Source organism: Nitratireductor alexandrii (assembly GCF_004000215.1).
Taxonomy (GTDB): Bacteria; Pseudomonadota; Alphaproteobacteria; order Rhizobiales; family Rhizobiaceae; genus Mangrovimarina; species Mangrovimarina alexandrii.
Window position 1 is genome coordinate 129,997 of the sequence record NZ_RBVY01000003.1, and the last position, 18,150, is coordinate 148,146.

Genomic DNA, 18,150 nt, shown 5'->3' on the forward strand with positions numbered 1-18,150 from the left:
GACTTTCGTCTAGATCAAAGCCCGACACGACGGTCGGCGCCAAGCCGCCGCAGAAAATTCGCCAAGGAGACGGTTATGAAGTTTTTTGTCGACACCGCCGACGTGAAGGACATCCGCGAGCTGAACGAGCTGGGTCTCCTCGACGGCGTCACCACCAATCCCTCGCTGATCATGAAGGCCGGCCGCGACATCAAGGAAGTCACCAAGGAAATCTGCGACATCGTCGACGGCCCGGTGTCGGCCGAGGTCACCGCGACGGAATTCGCCGCGATGATGAAGGAAGCCGACATTCTGTCGAAGATCGCCGACAATATCTGCATCAAGGTACCGCTGACCTTCGACGGGCTGAAGGCCTGCAAGGCGATCACCTCCGACGGCCGCAAGGTCAATGTCACCTTGTGTTTTTCGGCCAATCAGGCGCTGCTGGCCGCCAAGGCCGGTGCGACCTTCATCTCGCCCTTCATCGGCCGCATCGACGATATCGGCATCGACGGAATGGAGCTGATTTCGGAAATCCGCACCATCTACGACAATTACGATTTCAAGACCGAAATCCTTGCCGCCTCGGTGCGCACCGTCAACCATGTCAAGCAGGCCGCCCTGATCGGCGCCGACGTCGCCACGGTGCCGCCGGCGACGCTGCGCGCCCTGGTCAAGCACCCGCTGACCGACAAGGGCCTGGAGGCCTTTCTGGCCGACTGGGCCAAGACCGGCCAGAAGATCGGATAATCCGGCGCCGGCACCGCCGGTCCGCCATCGCCTCAAACGACAGCGGGCAAACGGTGCCGGCCACCATGATTTCGCGTGAATTGGCGCGGCTTTCCGGCCGACACGAAACGGCTTATGCGGAAACCGGGGCCTCAAAGGCTGCGTGGGGATCGACCGCGAGCCGGTGCACCGCATGCGCCTGGAGACCGGCTGTCAGCGCGGTCTGATCGCCATCGAGCACGTCTGCCGGAACCGGTTTTCCGAAGGTGATCGAGAAGTGAAACCGCTTCTTGTTCAACAGCTCGTGGAACAGCGTCATGTCGCGCAGTTCCGTCGAATATTTGCCGAGAAAATAAAACAGTCCCGAATTGCGCGCGGTGATGTGGACCGGCACGATCGGCGTGTCGAAACGGCGCGCCAACGCGACCGCCGAGGTCTGCCAGGGGCGTTCGGTGAGATGGCCCTCGTGCCAATAGGCGATGCGACCGGCGGGAAACAGCACCACCGCCCTTTCGGCCGCGAAGGCACGCGCCGTCATTTCCAGCGTGTCCCGGCTCTTTGCGTGCGATTTTTCGCCAGCACGCCATTCGACCGGAATGATCATGTCGCGAAAGCCCTGGGCGACACGCAAGGCATCCCGGTTGGCAAAGAAGACGAGATCGCCACGAAGGCGCTTCAGCGCGTCGTACATGGCGACGCCGTCGGCGATGCCGGTCGGATGATTCGGCGCGATGATGACGGAGCCTTCACGCGGCAGGTTCTCGAGGCCGGCGACGTCGATCTCCAGCGACAGCAATCCGCTGATATGTTCGAACGCCTCACGGCCGCCCATCGCCGCGATCCGGTCGGCCATGCGCACGGCCTCGCGATAGTGAAACGCGCGATAGAGAAACGGCTTGAACACCGGCCACAGCGGATTGCGCGACAGGTTGACCGTGCGCTCCTCGATCAGTTGGTCGATAATATGGGCGTCGCCGTCAGACATGGAACCGTAGAGGGCCCGCCCTCCGATGAGCTTGGCGATAGAGGACGGCGACGTCGGCATATCCATGGTCATCCACTCCGGTCGACCTTGTTTGGCCAAACTCTGTGACGCAAGAATGACGCCCGCCCGCACCGGGCGCCTGAACGCGCTTAACGCTCAATTCGCCGGAAGGTTCTCCAAATCCTGAGCGAGCGCGACCCGCAGCATTTCCGCAAGTTCCCGCGCGGCGCGGTTTTCGGCGTCGCGCTCGGCGCGTACCACGGCAAACTCCTGCCGCGGCTTGTCGAAGGAAGCGTTGACCGAGCGATTTCCGTTGGCGACGGCCTTGCCGGTCTCCGCGTCGATCAGCCGGTAGCGCGACGACATCACCACTGCGCCGGCCGTCGGTTCGTTCTCCAGCGCCACCTCGACGGAGGCCGCGCTCCGGAAGGTCGAGGTGACGTTGAGATCGAGCAGATAGCGCGGGTTCGCCGGCTGGCCGGCACCGCCGTTGAGGCCGAAAATCAGATGATTGCGAACCTCCTGTGCATAACGGCTTTTGACCGGGTTGACCGCGATCGTCCCGAGGCCACCGGCGCCGCCGATCGATCCGGACGCTTCGCCGTGAAGCGGTCGCACGGTGCAGGCCGACGCGACCACAAGCAGCACCAGCAGCGGCACCAGGAACAGAAGCCGCAGCACCGACCTGTCACGGGAAGCCATGGGCTCAAACGACGACATTGACGATTCTCCGCAGCACCACAATCACCTTGCGCGGCGCCTTGCCGTCAAGCGCCTTCTTCACGACGTCCAGATCGAGGACCGCCCGCTCGACGGCAGCTTGATCCGCGTCGCGTGCAATTGTCAAATCGCCGCGCTTCTTGCCGTTGATCTGCACGGGATAGGTGAACTGGTCGTCGACGACCAGTGCCGGGTCATAGGCCGGCCAGGCGCGTTCGCCGACCAGTCCGGCCTCGGACCCGGCGAGCGCGGCCCAACACTCCTCGGCCAGATGCGGCATCATCGGCGCGATCATGACGATCAGGAAGTCCAAAGCCTCTCGGACGGCGCCGGCGAGCGCCGGCTCGGCCTTGCCCCCGCCAAGCGCCGACAGCGGCGCCTGCAGGGCATTGGTCAGTTCGTAGAGACGGGCAACCGCCTTGTTGAAGGCGAGCTTTTCGATGTCCTCGCCGACCGCCTTGACCGTCTTGTGCGCCGTTTTGGACACTGCGGCCGCCTCACCCGCACTCGCCGTCGCCGGCCGCACATCGCCAAGCAGTGGCGCGGCACCCGACACCAGCCGCCACAGGCGCTGCACGAAGCGGTGCGCGCCCTCCACGCCGGCCTCCGTCCAGATCACGTCGCGGTCGGGCGGCGAGTCGGACAGCATGAACCAGCGTGCCGTGTCGGCGCCATAGCTGGCGATGATGTCGTCGGGATCGACGACATTCTTCTTCGACTTCGACATTTTCTCGATCGGGCCGATGACCAGCTTCTCGCCGGTGGCGATCAGCGTCGCCTGGCGTATGCCGCCATGGTCGTCGATCCTGGTTTCGGCCGGGGTCACGAAGCCGCTCGGCCCCTTGTAGGTCTCGTGGACCACCATGCCTTGCGTGAACAGGCCCTCGAACGGCTCCTCGACCGCATTCAGATGGCCGGTCGCCTTCATCGCGCGAGCGAAGAAGCGCGAATAAAGCAAATGCAGGATCGCGTGCTCGACGCCGCCAATATACTGGTTGACCGGCAGCCAGCCGTCCTTGCCGTCGACATAGGCCAGCGTCGTTGGCCGCTCCGTGTTCCACGGATCGGTGAAACGGGCGAAATACCAGGACGAATCGACAAACGTGTCCATCGTGTCGGTGTCGCGCTCGGCCGCACCGCCGCACTGCGGACAGGCGACATGTTTCCAGTCCGGATGATGGTCGAGCGGATTGCCGGGCTTGTCGAAACTGACGTCGGTCGGCAATTCGATCGGCAGCTGCGCGTCCGAAACCGGCAGCGAACCGCAGGCGGCGCAGTGGATGACCGGGATCGGGCAGCCCCAGTAGCGCTGGCGCGAGATCAGCCAGTCGCGCAGCCGGAACTGTACCTTGCGCTCCGCCATCGGCCGGTTGCCCGACGGAACCTTTTCCAGCCGTTGCGCGACCGCGTCGAAAGCGGCCTCGGGCTTCATACCGTCGAGGAAGCGCGAATTGATCATTACCCCGTCGTCGACATAGGCCTCGTCGATGATCTGGAAGGTCGCGGCGTCCTCACCCTCGGGCATCACCACCGGCACCACCGGCAATCCGTATTTGTTGGCGAAGTCGAGATCGCGCTGGTCGCCCGACGGACAGCCGAAAATAGCGCCCGTGCCGTAATCCATCAAAACGAAATTGGCGACATAGACCGGCAGCGTCCAGCTCGCGTCGAAAGGGTGGACGACGCGAATGCCGGTGTCGAAGCCCTTTTTCTCGGCGGTCTCCAGGGTGGCGACCGACGTGCCCATGCGCCGGCACTCCTCGCAGAACGCGTCCAGCTCGGAATTCTGTGACGCCGCCTTTCTGGCCAGCGGGTGGTCGGCCGCGATCGCCATGAAAGAGGCGCCGAAAATCGTGTCCGGCCGCGTCGTGTAGACCTCAAGCTCGCTTTCGCCTTCCGGCGCGGTTTCCGCCACAAGCTGCCAGCGGATCAGCAGGCCTTCCGATCGGCCGATCCAGTTCTGCTGCATCAGCCGGACCTTGTCGGGCCAGCGTTCGAGCGTGTCGAGCCCGTCGAGCAGGTCCTGGCTCATCGACGAGATCTTGAAGAACCATTGCGTCAGGTCGCGCTGCTCGACCGGCGCGCCCGAGCGCCAGCCGCGCCCCTCGATCACCTGCTCGTTGGCCAGCACCGTCATGTCGACCGGATCCCAGTTGACCTTGGCCGACTTGCGCTCGACGAGACCCGCCTTCCAGAAGTCGAGGAACATCTTTTGCTGATGCTTGTAGTAGGACGGGTCGCAGGTGGCGAACTCGCGCGCCCAGTCGAGCGACAGACCCATCGTCTTCAACTGGCCCTTCATCGTCTCGATATTGGCGTAGGTCCAGTCGCGCGGATTGATCTTGTTGTCGCGCGCCGCGTTCTCGGCCGGCAGGCCGAATGCGTCCCAGCCCATGGGATGCAGCACGTTGTGGCCGGTCGCCCGCTTGTAGCGTGCCACCACGTCGCCCATCGTGTAGTTGCGCACATGCCCCATATGGATGCGCCCCGACGGATAGGGAAACATCTCCAGCACGTAATATTTCGGGCGTGGATCGTCGTTTTTCGTCTCGAACAGCTTTCGCTCGGACCAGACCTTCTGCCAGCGTGGTTCTGAGACGCGGGGATTGTATCGCTCGGTTGCCATGACCGGTATTTCACTTAAGAGAGGATGCTAGAATATGTCGGGGCGGACCTTCACCACGGTTTGGTGAAGGCGTCAACTCCGGCGCGGCGTTGCATGCTGCAACGCCGAGGGTCGCGACCACGAATTCAAGGGCATGTCATGGACAACGTCATCACCCGGCTTACCGCCGTCAGGGCCGAAATCGCCAGCGCGGAAGAGGAAAACCAGCGCCCGGCCGGCTCGGTGACGCTGGTGGCGGTTTCAAAGACCTTCGATGCAGACGCGATCCGCCCGGCCATCGACGCCGGACAGCGCGTGTTCGGCGAAAACCGGGTCCAGGAGGCGCAGGCCAAATGGCCGGCGCTGAAGGCCGAGTTCGCCGATATCGAGTTGCGCCTGATCGGCCCGCTGCAATCCAACAAGGCCCGGGACGCGGTCGCCCTGTTCGACGTGATCGAGACCGTCGACCGCGACAAGATCGCCGCCGAACTGGCCAAGGAAAGCGCCAAGCAGGACCGGCGGCCACGGTTCTACGTTCAGGTCAATACCGGGTCCGAGCCGCAAAAGGCCGGCCTCGACCCGCGCGAGACCGTCGCTTTCGTGCGCCGCTGTCAAGACACGCACGGGCTCGCTATCGAAGGCCTGATGTGCATCCCGCCGGCCGAAGACAATCCCGGTCCGCATTTCGCGCTTTTGCACAAGCTTGCCGGCGAGGCCGGGCTCGATCGCCTGTCGATGGGCATGTCGGCCGATTTCCGGCTGGCGATCGCCTTCGGCGCCACCAGCGTGCGCGTCGGGTCCGCGATCTTCGGCACGCGCGGCTAAAGGCCGAGGCCAAGGCGGGGGCCGTCGATCCGGCACCCGCGCCGCACGGCATCAGTGCAGCACGAACTCGCCCTCGACGCTGCGCCACTCGCTTGGTGCGATCAAACGCTTGTGCGTATAGGCGACCGAATGCAGCGGTCCCTCGAGCTTTTGCGCCCAGAAATCGAGAAACGCCCCGAGCACGGGAAAGCGCGGCGCGAGGTCGTAGTCCTGCCAGACATAGGTCTGCAGAAGATGCGGATGGTCGGGCATGTGATAAAGGATGCGGGCGGTGGTCAGTCCATATCCGTCCAGCATCAGTTTCAGGTCGGTTCTGTCATCCATGGTGCGTCCCCGGTGTACCGGTTCTCCTCCGCCAGGATATCGTGCGCCGCGTTGGTTAACGATTTCTCTACATCCCGACCGGGTCAAGTTTTATATTAATAAAAATCAGGGCTTTAGCAGCGGATTTGACCGAGTGCTGACGATCGCGGGTGTCTCGGCCAGACGTGGACGCATATGTTTGGCGAAACGAATCCAATGTCTAATGTTGTGCCCGACGGACGAATGGTAATAATGCCGCCAACGCGCCCGCACGGCACGATCGCGGCAACCCGATGCGTTGCCGGTTCCGGTTTGGAGGAATGAGGAAGTAATGTCCGAGGTTCATGTTCACCGCGTTCAGCCCGCATGGAAGAAAAACGCGCTTATCGACAACGACACCTATCTCAAATGGTACCGCGACTCGATCAAGAATCCGGACAAATTCTGGGCCAAGCACGGCAAGCGCATCGATTGGATGAAGCCCTACACCAAGGTCAAGAACACCTCGTTTTCCGGCAAGGTCGCCATCAAATGGTTCGAAGACGGCCGGCTTAATGTCTCGGCCAATTGCATCGACCGCCATCTGAAAAAGCGCGGTGACCAGGTCGCCATCATCTGGGAAGGCGACAATCCTTACGACGACCGGAAAATCACCTATCGCGAGCTCTATGGGCACGTATGCCGGCTCGCCAACGTGATGAAGAAGCACGGCGTCAAGAAGGGCGACCGCGTCACCATCTATATGCCGATGATTCCCGAGGCCGCCTATGCGATGCTGGCCTGCACCCGCATCGGCGCGGTTCATTCCGTGGTTTTCGGCGGCTTTTCGCCTGACGCGCTTGCCGGACGCATCGTCGATTGCGAATCCACCTTCGTCATCACCGCCGACGAGGGGCTGCGCGGCGGCCGCACGATTCCTCTGAAGGAAAACACCGACAAGGCGATCGCGATCGCGGCCAAGAAGAATGTCGACGTCGAGACCGTGCTGGTGGTGCGCCGCACCGGCGGCAAGACCGGCTGGCAGGACGGCCGCGACCTCTGGTATCATGACGAAGTCCGCACCGTGAAGGCCGAGTGCAAGCCGGAGAAGATGAAGGCGGAGGATCCGCTGTTCATCCTCTACACTTCCGGCTCGACCGGCCAGCCCAAGGGCGTGCTGCACACGTCGGGCGGCTATCTCGTCTATGCCGCCATGACGCATGAATATGTCTTCGACTATCAGGATGGCGACATCTACTGGTGCACGGCCGATGTCGGCTGGGTAACCGGTCATTCCTACATCGTCTACGGACCGCTCGCCAACGGTGCCACCACGCTGATGTTCGAGGGCGTGCCGAACTACCCCAGCGCCTCGCGTTTCTGGGAGGTGGTCGACAAGCACCAGGTCAACATCTTCTATACCGCCCCCACGGCGATCCGTGCCCTGATGGGCGCCGGCGACGACTTGGTCGAAAAGACCTCGCGCAAATCGCTGCGCGTGCTGGGGTCCGTCGGCGAACCGATCAACCCGGAAGCCTGGGAGTGGTATTACAAGGTCGTCGGCAAGGAAAAATGTCCGATCGTCGACACCTGGTGGCAGACCGAGACCGGCGGCATCATGATCACGCCGCTGCCCGGCGCGACCGAACTCAAGGCCGGCTCGGCAACCCGGCCGTTCTTCGGCGTCCAGCCGCAGCTCGTCGACAATGACGGCAACGTGCTGGAGGGCGCGGCTGACGGCAATCTGTGCATCGTCGATTCCTGGCCGGGCCAGATGCGCACGGTCTATGGCGACCACGAGCGTTTCGTGCAGACCTATTTCTCCAGCTACAAGGGAAAATATTTCACCGGCGACGGCTGCCGCCGCGACGCGGACGGTTATTACTGGATCACCGGGCGCGTCGACGACGTCATCAACGTGTCGGGCCATCGCATGGGCACGGCCGAGGTGGAGTCGGCGCTGGTCGCGCACGACAAGGTGTCGGAAGCCGCCGTGGTCGGCTATCCGCACGACGTCAAGGGTCAGGGCATCTACTGCTACGTGACGCTGATGTCGGGCGAGGCGCCGGACGACGCGTTGAAAAAGGAGCTGCGCGACTGGGTCCGCTCGGAGATCGGCCCGATCGCCTCGCCCGACTTGATCCAGTTCGCGCCCGGCCTGCCGAAGACGCGCTCGGGCAAGATCATGCGCCGCATCCTGCGCAAGATCGCCGAGGACGATTTCGGCGCGCTGGGCGACACCTCGACGCTGGCCGATCCGGCGGTCGTCGACGATCTGGTCGAGAACCGGCAAAACCGCAAGTGACATGCCGCGTGCACGGCTGGTTTGCCGGCCGTCTGCACGGGGTGCTTGAAACGTGGCGTCGAATCTCCCACCTTGGGGTCGTGTTCAACGAAACGAAAGGAGGTGATCCGATGTCGAGTGATTTCGTTTTCCGTAGTGTGGTCTCGGCGGATTGCCGTGTCGGGGAGCAGCCTTCCTGAACAGGGCATGACGCGCGGCCGGTGATTGCGATCACCTCCAGCGGCCGCGCTACGAACGGAAACACGTTGGGCCGCCTTTCGGGGCGGCCCTTTCCGTTTCAAACGCGCTATTTGATAATCGCCAGCCGCTCGATATTGCCGGCGATCTCCTGAAAGGCGGCGTCGAGTTCCTCGCCGCTCGCCGCCTCGAAATAATGCCGGATCGAGCCACGGTCGGGCGAGGCACAGGCCTGCATGACCTGCTTTGCGTTGCGTTCGCGCAGTTGAAAGCCGACGGTGAAGATCTCGATGCCCGCCTTTTTCATTTCCTGGCAGAGCCGTTCGGCCTGGTTGCGGGAACGGCCGGCCTGACCGCCTTTTGTCGTTGCGCGACGGGGCACGCCGGCAAAGGCGGTGTTGAACTCGCCATCGGTCATCAGGATCGCGAATTTGCCGACCTTCTTGGTGTTGGGCGCCAGCGGCTGCGAGCCGGCAGGCAGCACCTCCGCCCATTTGCGCGACAGCAGGTACCAGCTCCACTGAATGCCGATATGGCCGGCGGTATGTCCGTTCGCACGGAACGCGCCGATGGTCGCCTTCAACCGCGAGACGTCGTCGGTCAGCGGTTGCAGCGCTGCGGAGGGGCAGAAGGCCAGCCGATAGTCGCGGTTGACCATGGCCGTGCGCGGCGAGGCATCGCTGAATTGCTGCATGCCCTTGCGCTCGGTGGCACAGGAATCGGGACGGCGCGAACCGTCCGGCAGGCGGGGGGAACTGCGCAGGCCGGCCGAGACCGGCCTCAGATCCTCCAGTGCCGGTGGCTCGCCTGTGGCGAACTCCGTTTCCACATGCACCATCGGCGCCAGCACGCCGGTGTTGACGGCGTCGGCGTAAGGCACGATAGCAAGGCGCACACGCGGGTCGGTTGCGTTCTGTCCGGCCAGGAAGGTGTCGACGACATTGCCGGCGGCGGCCTGCAGATCGCGCAGTTTTCTGCCGCGCATCGAACCGGTAATGTCGAGCATCATCGCCACTTCGATCTTGCGGTCCGAATAAAGCGCTTGCGATTCGACCCGGATCATGCGCGATGCCGCCGCGTTGAAGACCGGAAAGGCGAGATCGATCTCGGCGCTGGCCACCGCCGAAACGGTGCGCGCCTGCCTGTCGATAGTCACCCGATCCAGCGTGACACGGTCCTTGCTGGCAAAGCCGGTCGACCCGTTCGCTTTCAGGAAGGCCGAGACAAGCGCATCGACATCGTCGGGCGCGATCTTGCCGGTCGTCAGGTCGCGCGCAGTGGACGTCACCGCCGCGTCGAGCGCATTCGACAGGTTCGAGCGCGTCAGCGTCACCTGGGCAAGGTTGAGCGCGAACCCGCCGCCCGCGACCAGAGCGGACATCACCGCGGCCGTCGCCAGGGCGAAATTGCCCGCACGGTCGGAGCCGAATGTCCGCAACCGGCTGCGAAGTCTCGTTTTGGCGCGCATGCTTGTCTTCCTCTTCGACGATAGGGGCGTCGTGAGGAGCGATGCAACTTTCCTGCCAGGGCCAGACCAAAACCGGGACGGCGCCGGATAGAGGCTGGCAAGTTTTTGATTTTATTGAGGACAGGTGAAAGCCTAGGTTACCGTGAGGTTAACGCAGACGCCCGCTCGAGACCGGGCGGCACGCCGCGTTGCCTCGACTGCCGGTCAAGGCGGACCGGGCCGTGCGGCTGTCCCCAAAAGACACAAACGGCCTCTCGCGTTCAGCACCATGTGTCCCGCCATCTGCCGCGGTGAGGCGACACGACAGCAAGCCCGAGCGGGGCCGGACTTGACCGCAGGTCCGTCAGCTCAGAAATCCGTGGCGATGCCCTTGACCTCCCAGTCGCCGTAGCGGCCGGGTTCGAGCCCGCCGCGCCCGCCGAGCTCTGACGGACGCTCGGCTTCGCGCTTCCGATATTCGGCGCGTCGCGCCTCCGCCTCGGCCAGCGCGCGACGGGCCTGCGGCGGCAGCGGCCTGGAAGCGTCTTCCGCCTCCATCCGGCGCTGCTGCGCGTCGTATCGCCCGGTGCTGTCCGTCATGCGCGCCTCCGCGGAAAATATTGAAGTTGGCCGGCGACCCACCCATCATATAGATCGGTTCGAATCCGTTTTCGAGTATCGGGAACGGCTTGTCAGTCAGGAGCGTCCGATGAACATGATCCGCACGGCGATGCTGCTTGCCGCGATGACGGCGCTCTTCATGGGCGTAGGTTATCTGATCGGCGGCTCGGGCGGCATGATGATCGCCTTCGTTTTGGCCGCCGGCATGAACCTGTTCAGCTATTGGAACGCCGACAAGATGGTGCTGCGCATGCACCACGCCGTCGAGGTCGACGAGGCCGGCGCGCCCGAATTTTACGAGATCGTGCGCGGGCTGTCGCATAATGCCGACCTGCCGATGCCGAAGGTCTATCTGATCAAGAGCGATCAGCCCAACGCCTTCGCCACCGGCCGCAATCCGCAAAACGCGGCAGTGGCCGCGACCACCGGCCTGCTGGAGCGGCTGTCCTACGAAGAGGTCGCCGGCGTGATGGCGCACGAACTCGCCCATGTGAAGAATCGCGACACGCTGATCATGACGATTACCGCCACGCTCGCCGGCGCGATATCGATGCTGGGCAATTTCGCCTTCTTTTTCGGCGGCAACCGCGACAACAACAATCCGCTCGGTTTCGTCGGCGTGCTGGCAGCAATGATCGTGGCACCGCTGGCGGCCATGCTGGTGCAGATGGCGATCAGCCGCACCCGCGAATATTCCGCCGACCGGCTCGGCGCCGAGATCTGCGGCGCGCCGCTTTGGCTTGCCTCGGCCCTCGACAAGATCGCCCGCGCAGCCGGCCGCATTCCCAATCAGGACGCCGAGCGCAACCCGGCGACCGCGCATATGTTCATCATCAACCCGCTGTCGGGCGAACGCATGGACAATCTGTTTTCAACCCACCCCGACACCGCGAATCGTATCGCGGCGCTGCAAGCGATGGCCGACGAGTTCGCCGCCGATCCGGACCCGCGCGCGGCTTCGCAAGGGCAATCGGCGCCAAGGCAGGCGCCACCGGCACCCGAGACGTCTGCCGGGCCCTGGGATCGCGCCGGCGAAAAAGCGCCGTCGCCCAAGGTCGACAAACCAAAGAGCCGACCCAACCCCTGGGGCCGCAACCCGACCGGCCCCAAGGGGCCGTGGTCGTGACCGAACGCGTGGCGACCGAGCGGCGGCGCAAGACCAGACCGAAGGCGAAACCGGGCACGGGAGCGGAGCCGGCGGCGGAGATGCCGGGCCTTGCCGCACGGCGCGCGGCGGCACGCCTGCTGGCCGCCGTGGTCGATGCCAGGACCCCACTCGACGGTCTGACCGATTCCGAGCATGGCAACCCGCAATTTACCGCACTCGATCCGCGCGACCGCGCGCTCGTGCGCGCGATTTTGGCCGCCGCGCTGCGACACAGGCTGTCGATCGGCGCCCTGATCGACAGCCGCCTCGACCGCCCGCTGCCCGCCAGGGCCGGCACGCTGCTCCACATCCTGCACGTGGCGGCGGCACAAATCCTATTTCTGGACGTGCCCGACAGCGCCGCCGTCAATCTCGCCGTCGCCCATGCCAGCGCCGACCCGCGCACCCGCCGCTTTACCGGACTGGTCAACGCGGTGCTGCGGGCGTTGGCCACGCGCAAGGAGCGGGCACTGCCGAAAGTGCTGGCCACGACCCGCGACGCGCCGGACTGGTTTGCCGAACGCCTGATTGCCGCCTACGGCCCCGAAACCGCCGACGCGATCATGGCCGCCCACCGGATCGAGGCGCCGCTCGACCTCACCGTGCGCACCGACCCCGGCGGCTGGGCGCAAAGACTGGGCGGCCGCCTGATGCCCAACGGCACCGTGCGCCTTGTGCAGCCGGGCACGCCGGTGCCCGAGCTTGCCGGCTATGCCGAGGGCGCGTGGTGGGTGCAGGACGCCGCCGCCGGCCTCCCGGCGCGGCTGCTGGGCGCGGTCGACGGCTGCGACGTCGCCGATCTCTGCGCCGCTCCCGGCGGCAAGACCGCGCAACTTGCCAATGCCGGCGCACGCGTGACCGCCGTCGACGGCTCTGCCAACCGGTTGCGACGGCTCGCCGTAAACCTCGAACGACTCGGCCTGAGCGCCGAGATCGTGCGTGCCGATCTGGCAAGCTGGCGGCCCGGGCGTCTGTTCGACGCCGTGCTGCTCGACGCCCCCTGTTCGGCGACCGGTACGCTGCGGCGCCACCCGGACGTCGCCTGGACCAAGTCGCCCGCAGACATCGCCAAACTCGCCGCCGCGCAACGCCGCCTGCTCGACGCGGCCTCGGGCCTGGTCCGGCCCGGCGGACGTCTGGTCTTTTCCAATTGCTCTTTAGACCCCGAAGAAGGCGAACGACTGGTCGCCGGTTTTCTCGACGAGCGGCCCGATTTTTGCCGCGACCCGATCGCACCGACGGAATTCGACGGCCTGGACGGCCTCGTCGATGCTTGTGGCGACCTGCGCACCACGCCGGCGGACTGGCCCATCGACGACCCGCGATGGTCGGGCATGGACGGGTTTTTCGCCGCCCGGCTGCGAAGGACCGGTTGACAGCCGGATTTTAGCTGTCGCACGGGTTTTTGAATCGGATACACTCGCAAAGGGGTGGAAACGTCGAGGGATAGGGATTCGTTGGTGACGGCGGCAGGTCAATCACCGCGCCTGTGGGGGCTTGTTGCGCAGGAGGTCTGGCGTCGAACGCGCCAGCGGCTGCGCACGGCGCCAACCTATCGCTGGCGTTATGCCGGGCGCACGCCCGAGCGGGTTCTGATCGCTCCGCCCGACCTGCGACTGGCCGATCCCCAGATCGCCTCGGAAATCTATCACGGGCGTTTCGCCCTCGGCGGCAAGGTCGTGGAGACCGGCGGCCGCTCGCCGTTCGCCATCGACAATGCCAGCCCGATATGGCGCGAGGCGCTGCACGAATTTCGCTGGCTGCGCCATCTGCGCGAGGCCGGCACCGACCTGGCCGCAGCGAACGGGCGCGCGCTGGTCTCCGACTGGATAGACACGCACGGCGCCCATATCGCCGGCACCGCCTGGGAGCCGGCCATCACCGCCAAGCGGGTGATCGCCTGGCTGCAGCATTCCACTGTCGTGCTGCAGGGCGCGGAGTTCCAATTCTACCGCAACTTCCTCAAATCGCTGACCACCCAGATCCGCTATCTGCGCGCCATCGCGCCTTATATGCGCGGCGGCGAGGACCGGCTGCGCGCGCGCATCGCCCTGGCCTTTGCCGCCTTGTCGCTGCCGACCTCGCCGGCCACGCTGCGCGTCGCCACCCGCAATCTGGCCCGCGAACTCGACCGGCAGATCCTGCCCGACGGCGGACATATCTCCCGCCAGCCGGCCGCGGTGATGGAACTGCTCGCCGACCTTCTGCCGCTGCGCCAGACCTATGCCAACCAAGCCGAGGCGCCTCCGCAGGCGCTGATGGGCGCTGTCGACCGCATGCTGCCGGCCTTGCGCTTCTTCCGCCACCGCGACGGCAGCCTTGCGCGCTTCAACGGCATGGGCGCGACGATCCCCGACCGGATCGCCGCTATCCTGCGCCATGACGACACTGCCGGGCAGCCGCTGCTGCATGCGCCGCATTCGGGCTTCGAGCGGCTGTCGATGAACGAGACGACGGTGATCGCCGACACCGGCAAGCCGGACGCGCCCGAAGCCGCCATTCCCGCCCATGCCGGCTGCCTGTCCTTCGAACTGTCTTCGGGCCGGCGCATGTTCATCGTCAATGCAGGCGTCGACCGGCACGGGCCCGACGCGTTTCGGCCGCTGTCGCGCGCCACCGCCGCCCATTCGACCGCGACGCTCAACGACACCTCCTCGTGCCGCTTCACCACCTCACCGCGGCTGACCCGGTTGATCGGCGCCTCCGTGATCAGCGGTCCGAGCAGCGTCACCTCCAAGCGCACGGATGCGACGGGACGGCAGGGTTTCGTCGCCGTGCATGACGGTTACGTGCCCACATTCGGGCTTCTTCACGAGCGTGCGCTCGAACTTACCCAGGACGGCGACGTGCTCGACGGCACCGACCGGTTCTACCGCCCCGACGGAGCCGCGCCGGGCGAGGGCGACACCGTGGCGATCCGCTTTCACGTCCATCCCGACATCGATCTATTGCGCGACGAGGCCGGGCGGCTGGTGCTTGCGGCTCGCGACGGCCTGTCCTGGGTGTTTTCGTGCGACGGCGTCGAGCCGGTCGTGGAGGAATCGATCTTCTTTGCCGGCATCAGCGGCCCGCGCCGCAACCTCCAGATCGTGCTCGCCTTCCAGGCCGGCGCGCTTCCGGAAGTCGCCTGGCGGCTGACCCGCACCACGCTCGAGCGCCTGTAACGATTTTGCGCGTCCTGGCCATGCGTCAGGCGCATTTGTTTTGCGTCCCGCTTGTGATAGGTCGCGCACGCCCCTTCCCTTAGACACAGGAGACCGCCGGTCGATGGCCGTGACGTCGAAAAACATACCCGCTCCCGATCTGGTGCCGGTGCGCCGGGCGCTGATCTCGGTCTCCGACAAGACCGGACTGGCCGAATTCGCGGGCAGGCTGGCCGCGGGCGGTATCGAGCTGGTCTCCACCGGCGGTACGGCGGCCGCGATCGCCGCGGCCGGGCTCGCCGTCACCGACATCTCCGACGTCACCGGCTTCCCCGAGATCATGGATGGGCGGGTGAAGACGCTACACCCGCTCGTCCATGGCGGACTGCTCGCCATACGCGACGACCCGCAGCACACTGCCGCGATGGAAGCTCACGACATCCGTCCCTTCGACCTCGTGGTGATCAATCTTTATCCGTTCGAAGAGGTCCGCAACGCCGGCAGCGACTATGCCACCACGGTGGAAAACGTCGATATTGGCGGGCCCGCGATGGTGCGTGCGGCAGCCAAGAATCACGCCTATGTCGCAGTTCTGACCGAGCCTGCCGATTACGGCCGGGTTGCCGATGCGCTGGCCGGAAACGACAACTGCCTGCCCTATCGCCTCCGTCAGGAACTCGCCGCCAAGGCATTCGCGCGCACTGCCGCCTACGACGCCGCGATCTCGGGCTGGTTCGCCGAAACGCTCGAACTCGACGACCCGGACTGGCGTGCCTTCGGCGGCCGGCTCGGCGAGGCGATGCGTTATGGCGAAAACCCGCATCAAAAGGCCGGCTTCTACCGCACCGGCGAAAAGCGCGCCGGCGTTGCCACCGCCCGCCAGGTCCAGGGCAAGCAATTGTCCTACAACAATCTCAACGACACCGACGCCGCTTTCGAACTGGTTGGCGAATTCGACCCGGCCGAAAGCGCGGCCGTGGCAATCATCAAGCACGCCAACCCGTGCGGCGTGGCCCGGGCGGCAACGCTCAGCCAGGCCTACCGCAAGGCTCTGGCCTGCGATCCGGTCTCCGCCTTCGGCGGCATCGTCGCGCTCAACCGCATCCTCGATGCCGAGGCGGCGGCCGAGATCGTCAAGACCTTCACCGAAGTCATCATCGCGCCCGGCGCCGACGCCGACGCATGCGCCCTGATCGCGGAGAAGAAGAATTTGCGGCTGCTCCTGACGGACGGACTGCCCGACCCGCGTGCTGCCGGTTTGATGGTGAAATCGGTCGCCGGCGGCCTGCTCGTCCAGTCGCGCGACGATGCGGTGGTCGAGGATCTCGACCTGAAAGCCGTGACAAAGCGGGCGCCCGACGCGCGCGAGCTCGCCGACCTGAAATTCGCCTTCAAGGTGGCCAAGCACGTCAAGTCGAATGCGATCGTCTATGCCCGCGACGGCGCCACGGTCGGCATCGGCGCCGGACAGATGAGCCGGGTCGATTCGGCCCGCATCGCCGCACGCAAGGCCGAGGACGCTGCGGCGGCGGCCGGCGCGGCCGAACCGCTCACCCGTGGCGCGGTGGTCGCCTCGGATGCCTTCTTTCCCTTCGCCGACGGCTTGCTGACGGCAGTCGAGGCCGGTGCGACGGCAGTGATCCAGCCGGGCGGCTCGATGCGCGACGAGGAGGTGATCGCCGCCGCCGACGCGCATGGCATTGCTATGGTGTTCACCGGCACGCGCCACTTCCGCCACTGAAGCAGCAAGGCGGCGAGCGCCGCCTCACGCCTTGGCGGCTTCGGTCTGGTGCCGGCTCTTGACCATCGGCAGGAGAAACAGCCCGAGCAGGAACAGCGCGATCACAGGCGTGACGCCGAGCCGCTGCGCATCCTGGCTCGACAGGTCGAGCGCTTCGGACGCGAAGAAGCCGGTTGCCAGCGCGATGGTCAGCGGGCCGATAAAGGTCGTCGCCTTGCCAGACAGCGCGTAAAGCCCGAACGCCTCCGTCACCCGCTCGCGCTCGACCTGGTCGACCAGCAAAGTGCGCGAGGCGGCCTGGATGGCGCCGCCCGCGGCCCCGATCAGCCCGCCGGCGCAGTAGAAGATGATGTCGGGCAGAGAGCTGCCGCCATCGGCCGCCACGGTGACGAACAACACCTCGGTCTGTGTCGTGGAGATCACCAGGATGCAGCACGCCGTCAGGATCACCGCCGCGATCGCGACCACGAAGCGCGGACCGAAACGCTGGTCGAGGCGGCCACCGAACCAGGCGCCCACCGCTCCGGTCAGATTGGCGAGAATACCGAATATGCCGATCTGTATGATCGACCAGCCGAGCACGCCGGCCGCATAGATGCCGCCGAAGGTATAAAGCGCATTGAGCGCGTCGCGATAAAACATGCTCGACAGGAGAAAGCTGAAATAGCTGCGTTGCGAGGGCAGGCTGCGCAGCGTGCGCCCGAGCTGCGACAGGCCGCGCCGCACCGCGCCGCGCGCCGAGGTACGTCGCGCGATGTCGGGCGTGAACAGGAACATCGGCAGGACGAAGACCATGTACCACAGCGCGGTGAAGGGGCCGGCCGCGCGATCGCCCTCGCGCATCGCCGGGTCGAGGCCGAAAAGCGGCTCGAGCCCGAGCAAGGTGCGCCCGCTCTCCGGCGAGGCCGACATGAAACCGAGCACCAGCACCAGCGTGATCAAACCGCCGAGGTACCCCAGGCCCCAGGCCGAGCCGGACAGGCGCCCCAGCTCCGCGCGCGGCACAAGGTCGGGCATCATCGCATTGTTGAACACGGCAGCAAATTCCATGCCGAACACGGCCAGCGCAACAAAGAACAGGATCGGCCCGATGGCCTCCATGCCCGGCACGGCCCGCCACAGCATGAAACAGCCGATCACACCCAAGACGGAGAAAAACAGGATCCAAGGCTTGCGCGGGCCGGTCGCATCCGCGATCGCGCCCAGGATCGGCGACGACAGCGCGATCAGCAGCCCGCCGATGCCGGTCGCGTAGCCCCAAAGCTCTTGTCCGCGTGCCGCGTCACTGGCCACGCTCGAGGCGAAATAAGGTGCGAAGACGAAGGTGATGATCAGCGTATGGAACGGTTGCTGCGCCCAGTCGAACAGCATCCAGCCCCATATGCCGCGGCGCGGCGCGCGGCGCTCCTGTGTGTCGGCCATGTCCCCTCCGTCGCCCCCTTGG

Annotated in this window: 14 protein-coding genes; 7 read left to right on the forward strand and 7 right to left on the reverse strand. The window is 65.5% G+C overall.

The features are described from left to right. Positions 1-75 precede the first annotated feature (75 nt). A complete protein-coding gene (gene fsa, locus EP380_RS07255; RefSeq protein ID WP_106570033.1) occupies positions 76-729 on the forward strand; it encodes a fructose-6-phosphate aldolase in 654 nt (217 codons plus the stop codon). A gap of 112 nt (positions 730-841) precedes the next feature. On the opposite strand, the gene EP380_RS07260 is transcribed toward fsa, so the two are convergent. From EP380_RS07260 to leuS, 3 genes are all read right to left on the reverse strand, one after another. Then, positions 842-1,759 carry a 1-acyl-sn-glycerol-3-phosphate acyltransferase gene (locus EP380_RS07260; protein WP_127597713.1) on the reverse strand — a complete coding sequence of 306 codons (918 nt, stop codon included), beginning with the start codon at positions 1,757-1,759 and terminating at the stop codon, positions 842-844. A gap of 90 nt (positions 1,760-1,849) precedes the next feature. After that, positions 1,850-2,413 (reverse strand): LPS assembly lipoprotein LptE, encoded by a 564-nt coding sequence (gene lptE / locus EP380_RS07265; RefSeq protein WP_127597715.1) that lies wholly within the window; start codon positions 2,411-2,413, stop codon positions 1,850-1,852. Further along, positions 2,400-5,039 (reverse strand): leucine--tRNA ligase, encoded by a 2,640-nt coding sequence (gene leuS, locus EP380_RS07270; RefSeq protein WP_127597717.1) that lies wholly within the window; start codon positions 5,037-5,039, stop codon positions 2,400-2,402. Before leuS ends, lptE begins: the two co-directional genes overlap by 14 nt. A gap of 138 nt (positions 5,040-5,177) precedes the next feature. Here leuS and EP380_RS07275 point away from each other — a divergent pair, with 138 nt between their 5' ends. Then, entirely contained in the window at positions 5,178-5,843 is a 666-nt protein-coding gene (locus EP380_RS07275; RefSeq protein WP_106570036.1) for a YggS family pyridoxal phosphate-dependent enzyme, read from the forward strand. A gap of 51 nt (positions 5,844-5,894) precedes the next feature. Here EP380_RS07275 and EP380_RS07280 read toward each other — a convergent pair whose 3' ends face one another. Next, positions 5,895-6,167 carry an usg protein gene (locus tag EP380_RS07280; protein ID WP_106570037.1) on the reverse strand — a complete coding sequence of 91 codons (273 nt, stop codon included), beginning with the start codon at positions 6,165-6,167 and terminating at the stop codon, positions 5,895-5,897. Positions 6,168-6,477: 310 nt separating this feature from the next. Between EP380_RS07280 and acs the strand changes: the two genes are divergently transcribed. After that, positions 6,478-8,430, forward strand: a complete 1,953-nt coding sequence (gene acs / locus EP380_RS07285; RefSeq protein ID WP_127597719.1) for an acetate--CoA ligase — start codon at positions 6,478-6,480, stop codon at positions 8,428-8,430. A 286-nt stretch (positions 8,431-8,716) separates the two neighbouring features. On the opposite strand, the gene EP380_RS07290 is transcribed toward acs, so the two are convergent. Next, positions 8,717-10,075, reverse strand: coding sequence for a vWA domain-containing protein (locus EP380_RS07290; protein WP_106570039.1), 1,359 nt, complete (start codon positions 10,073-10,075; stop codon positions 8,717-8,719). Between the two features lie 348 nt (positions 10,076-10,423). After that, positions 10,424-10,654: a DUF1674 domain-containing protein gene (locus EP380_RS07295; RefSeq protein ID WP_127597721.1), complete on the reverse strand. Its 231-nt coding sequence runs from the start codon at positions 10,652-10,654 to the stop codon at positions 10,424-10,426. 109 nt (positions 10,655-10,763) lie between these two features. Between EP380_RS07295 and htpX the strand changes: the two genes are divergently transcribed. The 4 genes from htpX (at position 10,764) to purH (ending at position 16,706) form a co-directional block, all read left to right on the forward strand. Next, positions 10,764-11,801 carry a zinc metalloprotease HtpX gene (gene htpX / locus EP380_RS07300; protein WP_106570041.1) on the forward strand — a complete coding sequence of 346 codons (1,038 nt, stop codon included), beginning with the start codon at positions 10,764-10,766 and terminating at the stop codon, positions 11,799-11,801. Beyond that, positions 11,792-13,198, forward strand: a complete 1,407-nt coding sequence (locus EP380_RS07305; protein ID WP_238719774.1) for an RsmB/NOP family class I SAM-dependent RNA methyltransferase — start codon at positions 11,792-11,794, stop codon at positions 13,196-13,198. Before htpX ends, EP380_RS07305 begins: the two co-directional genes overlap by 10 nt. Positions 13,199-13,252: 54 nt before the next feature. Next, positions 13,253-14,986: a heparinase II/III family protein gene (locus tag EP380_RS07310; protein WP_420845846.1), complete on the forward strand. Its 1,734-nt coding sequence runs from the start codon at positions 13,253-13,255 to the stop codon at positions 14,984-14,986. A 103-nt stretch (positions 14,987-15,089) separates the two neighbouring features. After that, entirely contained in the window at positions 15,090-16,706 is a 1,617-nt protein-coding gene (gene purH, locus EP380_RS07315) for a bifunctional phosphoribosylaminoimidazolecarboxamide formyltransferase/IMP cyclohydrolase (RefSeq protein ID WP_127597723.1), read from the forward strand. Positions 16,707-16,730: 24 nt separating this feature from the next. Here purH and EP380_RS07320 read toward each other — a convergent pair whose 3' ends face one another. Beyond that, a complete protein-coding gene (locus EP380_RS07320) occupies positions 16,731-18,128 on the reverse strand; it encodes an MFS transporter (protein ID WP_127597725.1) in 1,398 nt (465 codons plus the stop codon). Positions 18,129-18,150 lie beyond the last annotated feature (22 nt).

Bases quoted from the DNA above. Each gene is read 5' to 3' on its own strand.
- htpX (WP_106570041.1), top strand. From the start codon at position 10,764: ATGAACATGATCCGCACGGCGATGCTGCTTGCCGCGATGACGGCGCTC.
- EP380_RS07290 (WP_106570039.1), bottom strand. From the start codon at position 10,075: ATGCGCGCCAAAACGAGACTTCGCAGCCGGTTGCGGACATTCGGCTCC.
- purH (WP_127597723.1), top strand. From the start codon at position 15,090: ATGGCCGTGACGTCGAAAAACATACCCGCTCCCGATCTGGTGCCGGTG.
- fsa (WP_106570033.1), top strand. From the start codon at position 76: ATGAAGTTTTTTGTCGACACCGCCGACGTGAAGGACATCCGCGAGCTG.
- leuS (WP_127597717.1), bottom strand. From the start codon at position 5,039: ATGGCAACCGAGCGATACAATCCCCGCGTCTCAGAACCACGCTGGCAG.
- EP380_RS07295 (WP_127597721.1), bottom strand. From the start codon at position 10,654: ATGACGGACAGCACCGGGCGATACGACGCGCAGCAGCGCCGGATGGAG.
- EP380_RS07275 (WP_106570036.1), top strand. From the start codon at position 5,178: ATGGACAACGTCATCACCCGGCTTACCGCCGTCAGGGCCGAAATCGCC.
- EP380_RS07260 (WP_127597713.1), bottom strand. From the start codon at position 1,759: ATGGATATGCCGACGTCGCCGTCCTCTATCGCCAAGCTCATCGGAGGG.
- EP380_RS07280 (WP_106570037.1), bottom strand. From the start codon at position 6,167: ATGGATGACAGAACCGACCTGAAACTGATGCTGGACGGATATGGACTG.
- acs (WP_127597719.1), top strand. From the start codon at position 6,478: ATGTCCGAGGTTCATGTTCACCGCGTTCAGCCCGCATGGAAGAAAAAC.
- EP380_RS07320 (WP_127597725.1), bottom strand. From the start codon at position 18,128: ATGGCCGACACACAGGAGCGCCGCGCGCCGCGCCGCGGCATATGGGGC.
- lptE (WP_127597715.1), bottom strand. From the start codon at position 2,413: ATGTCGTCGTTTGAGCCCATGGCTTCCCGTGACAGGTCGGTGCTGCGG.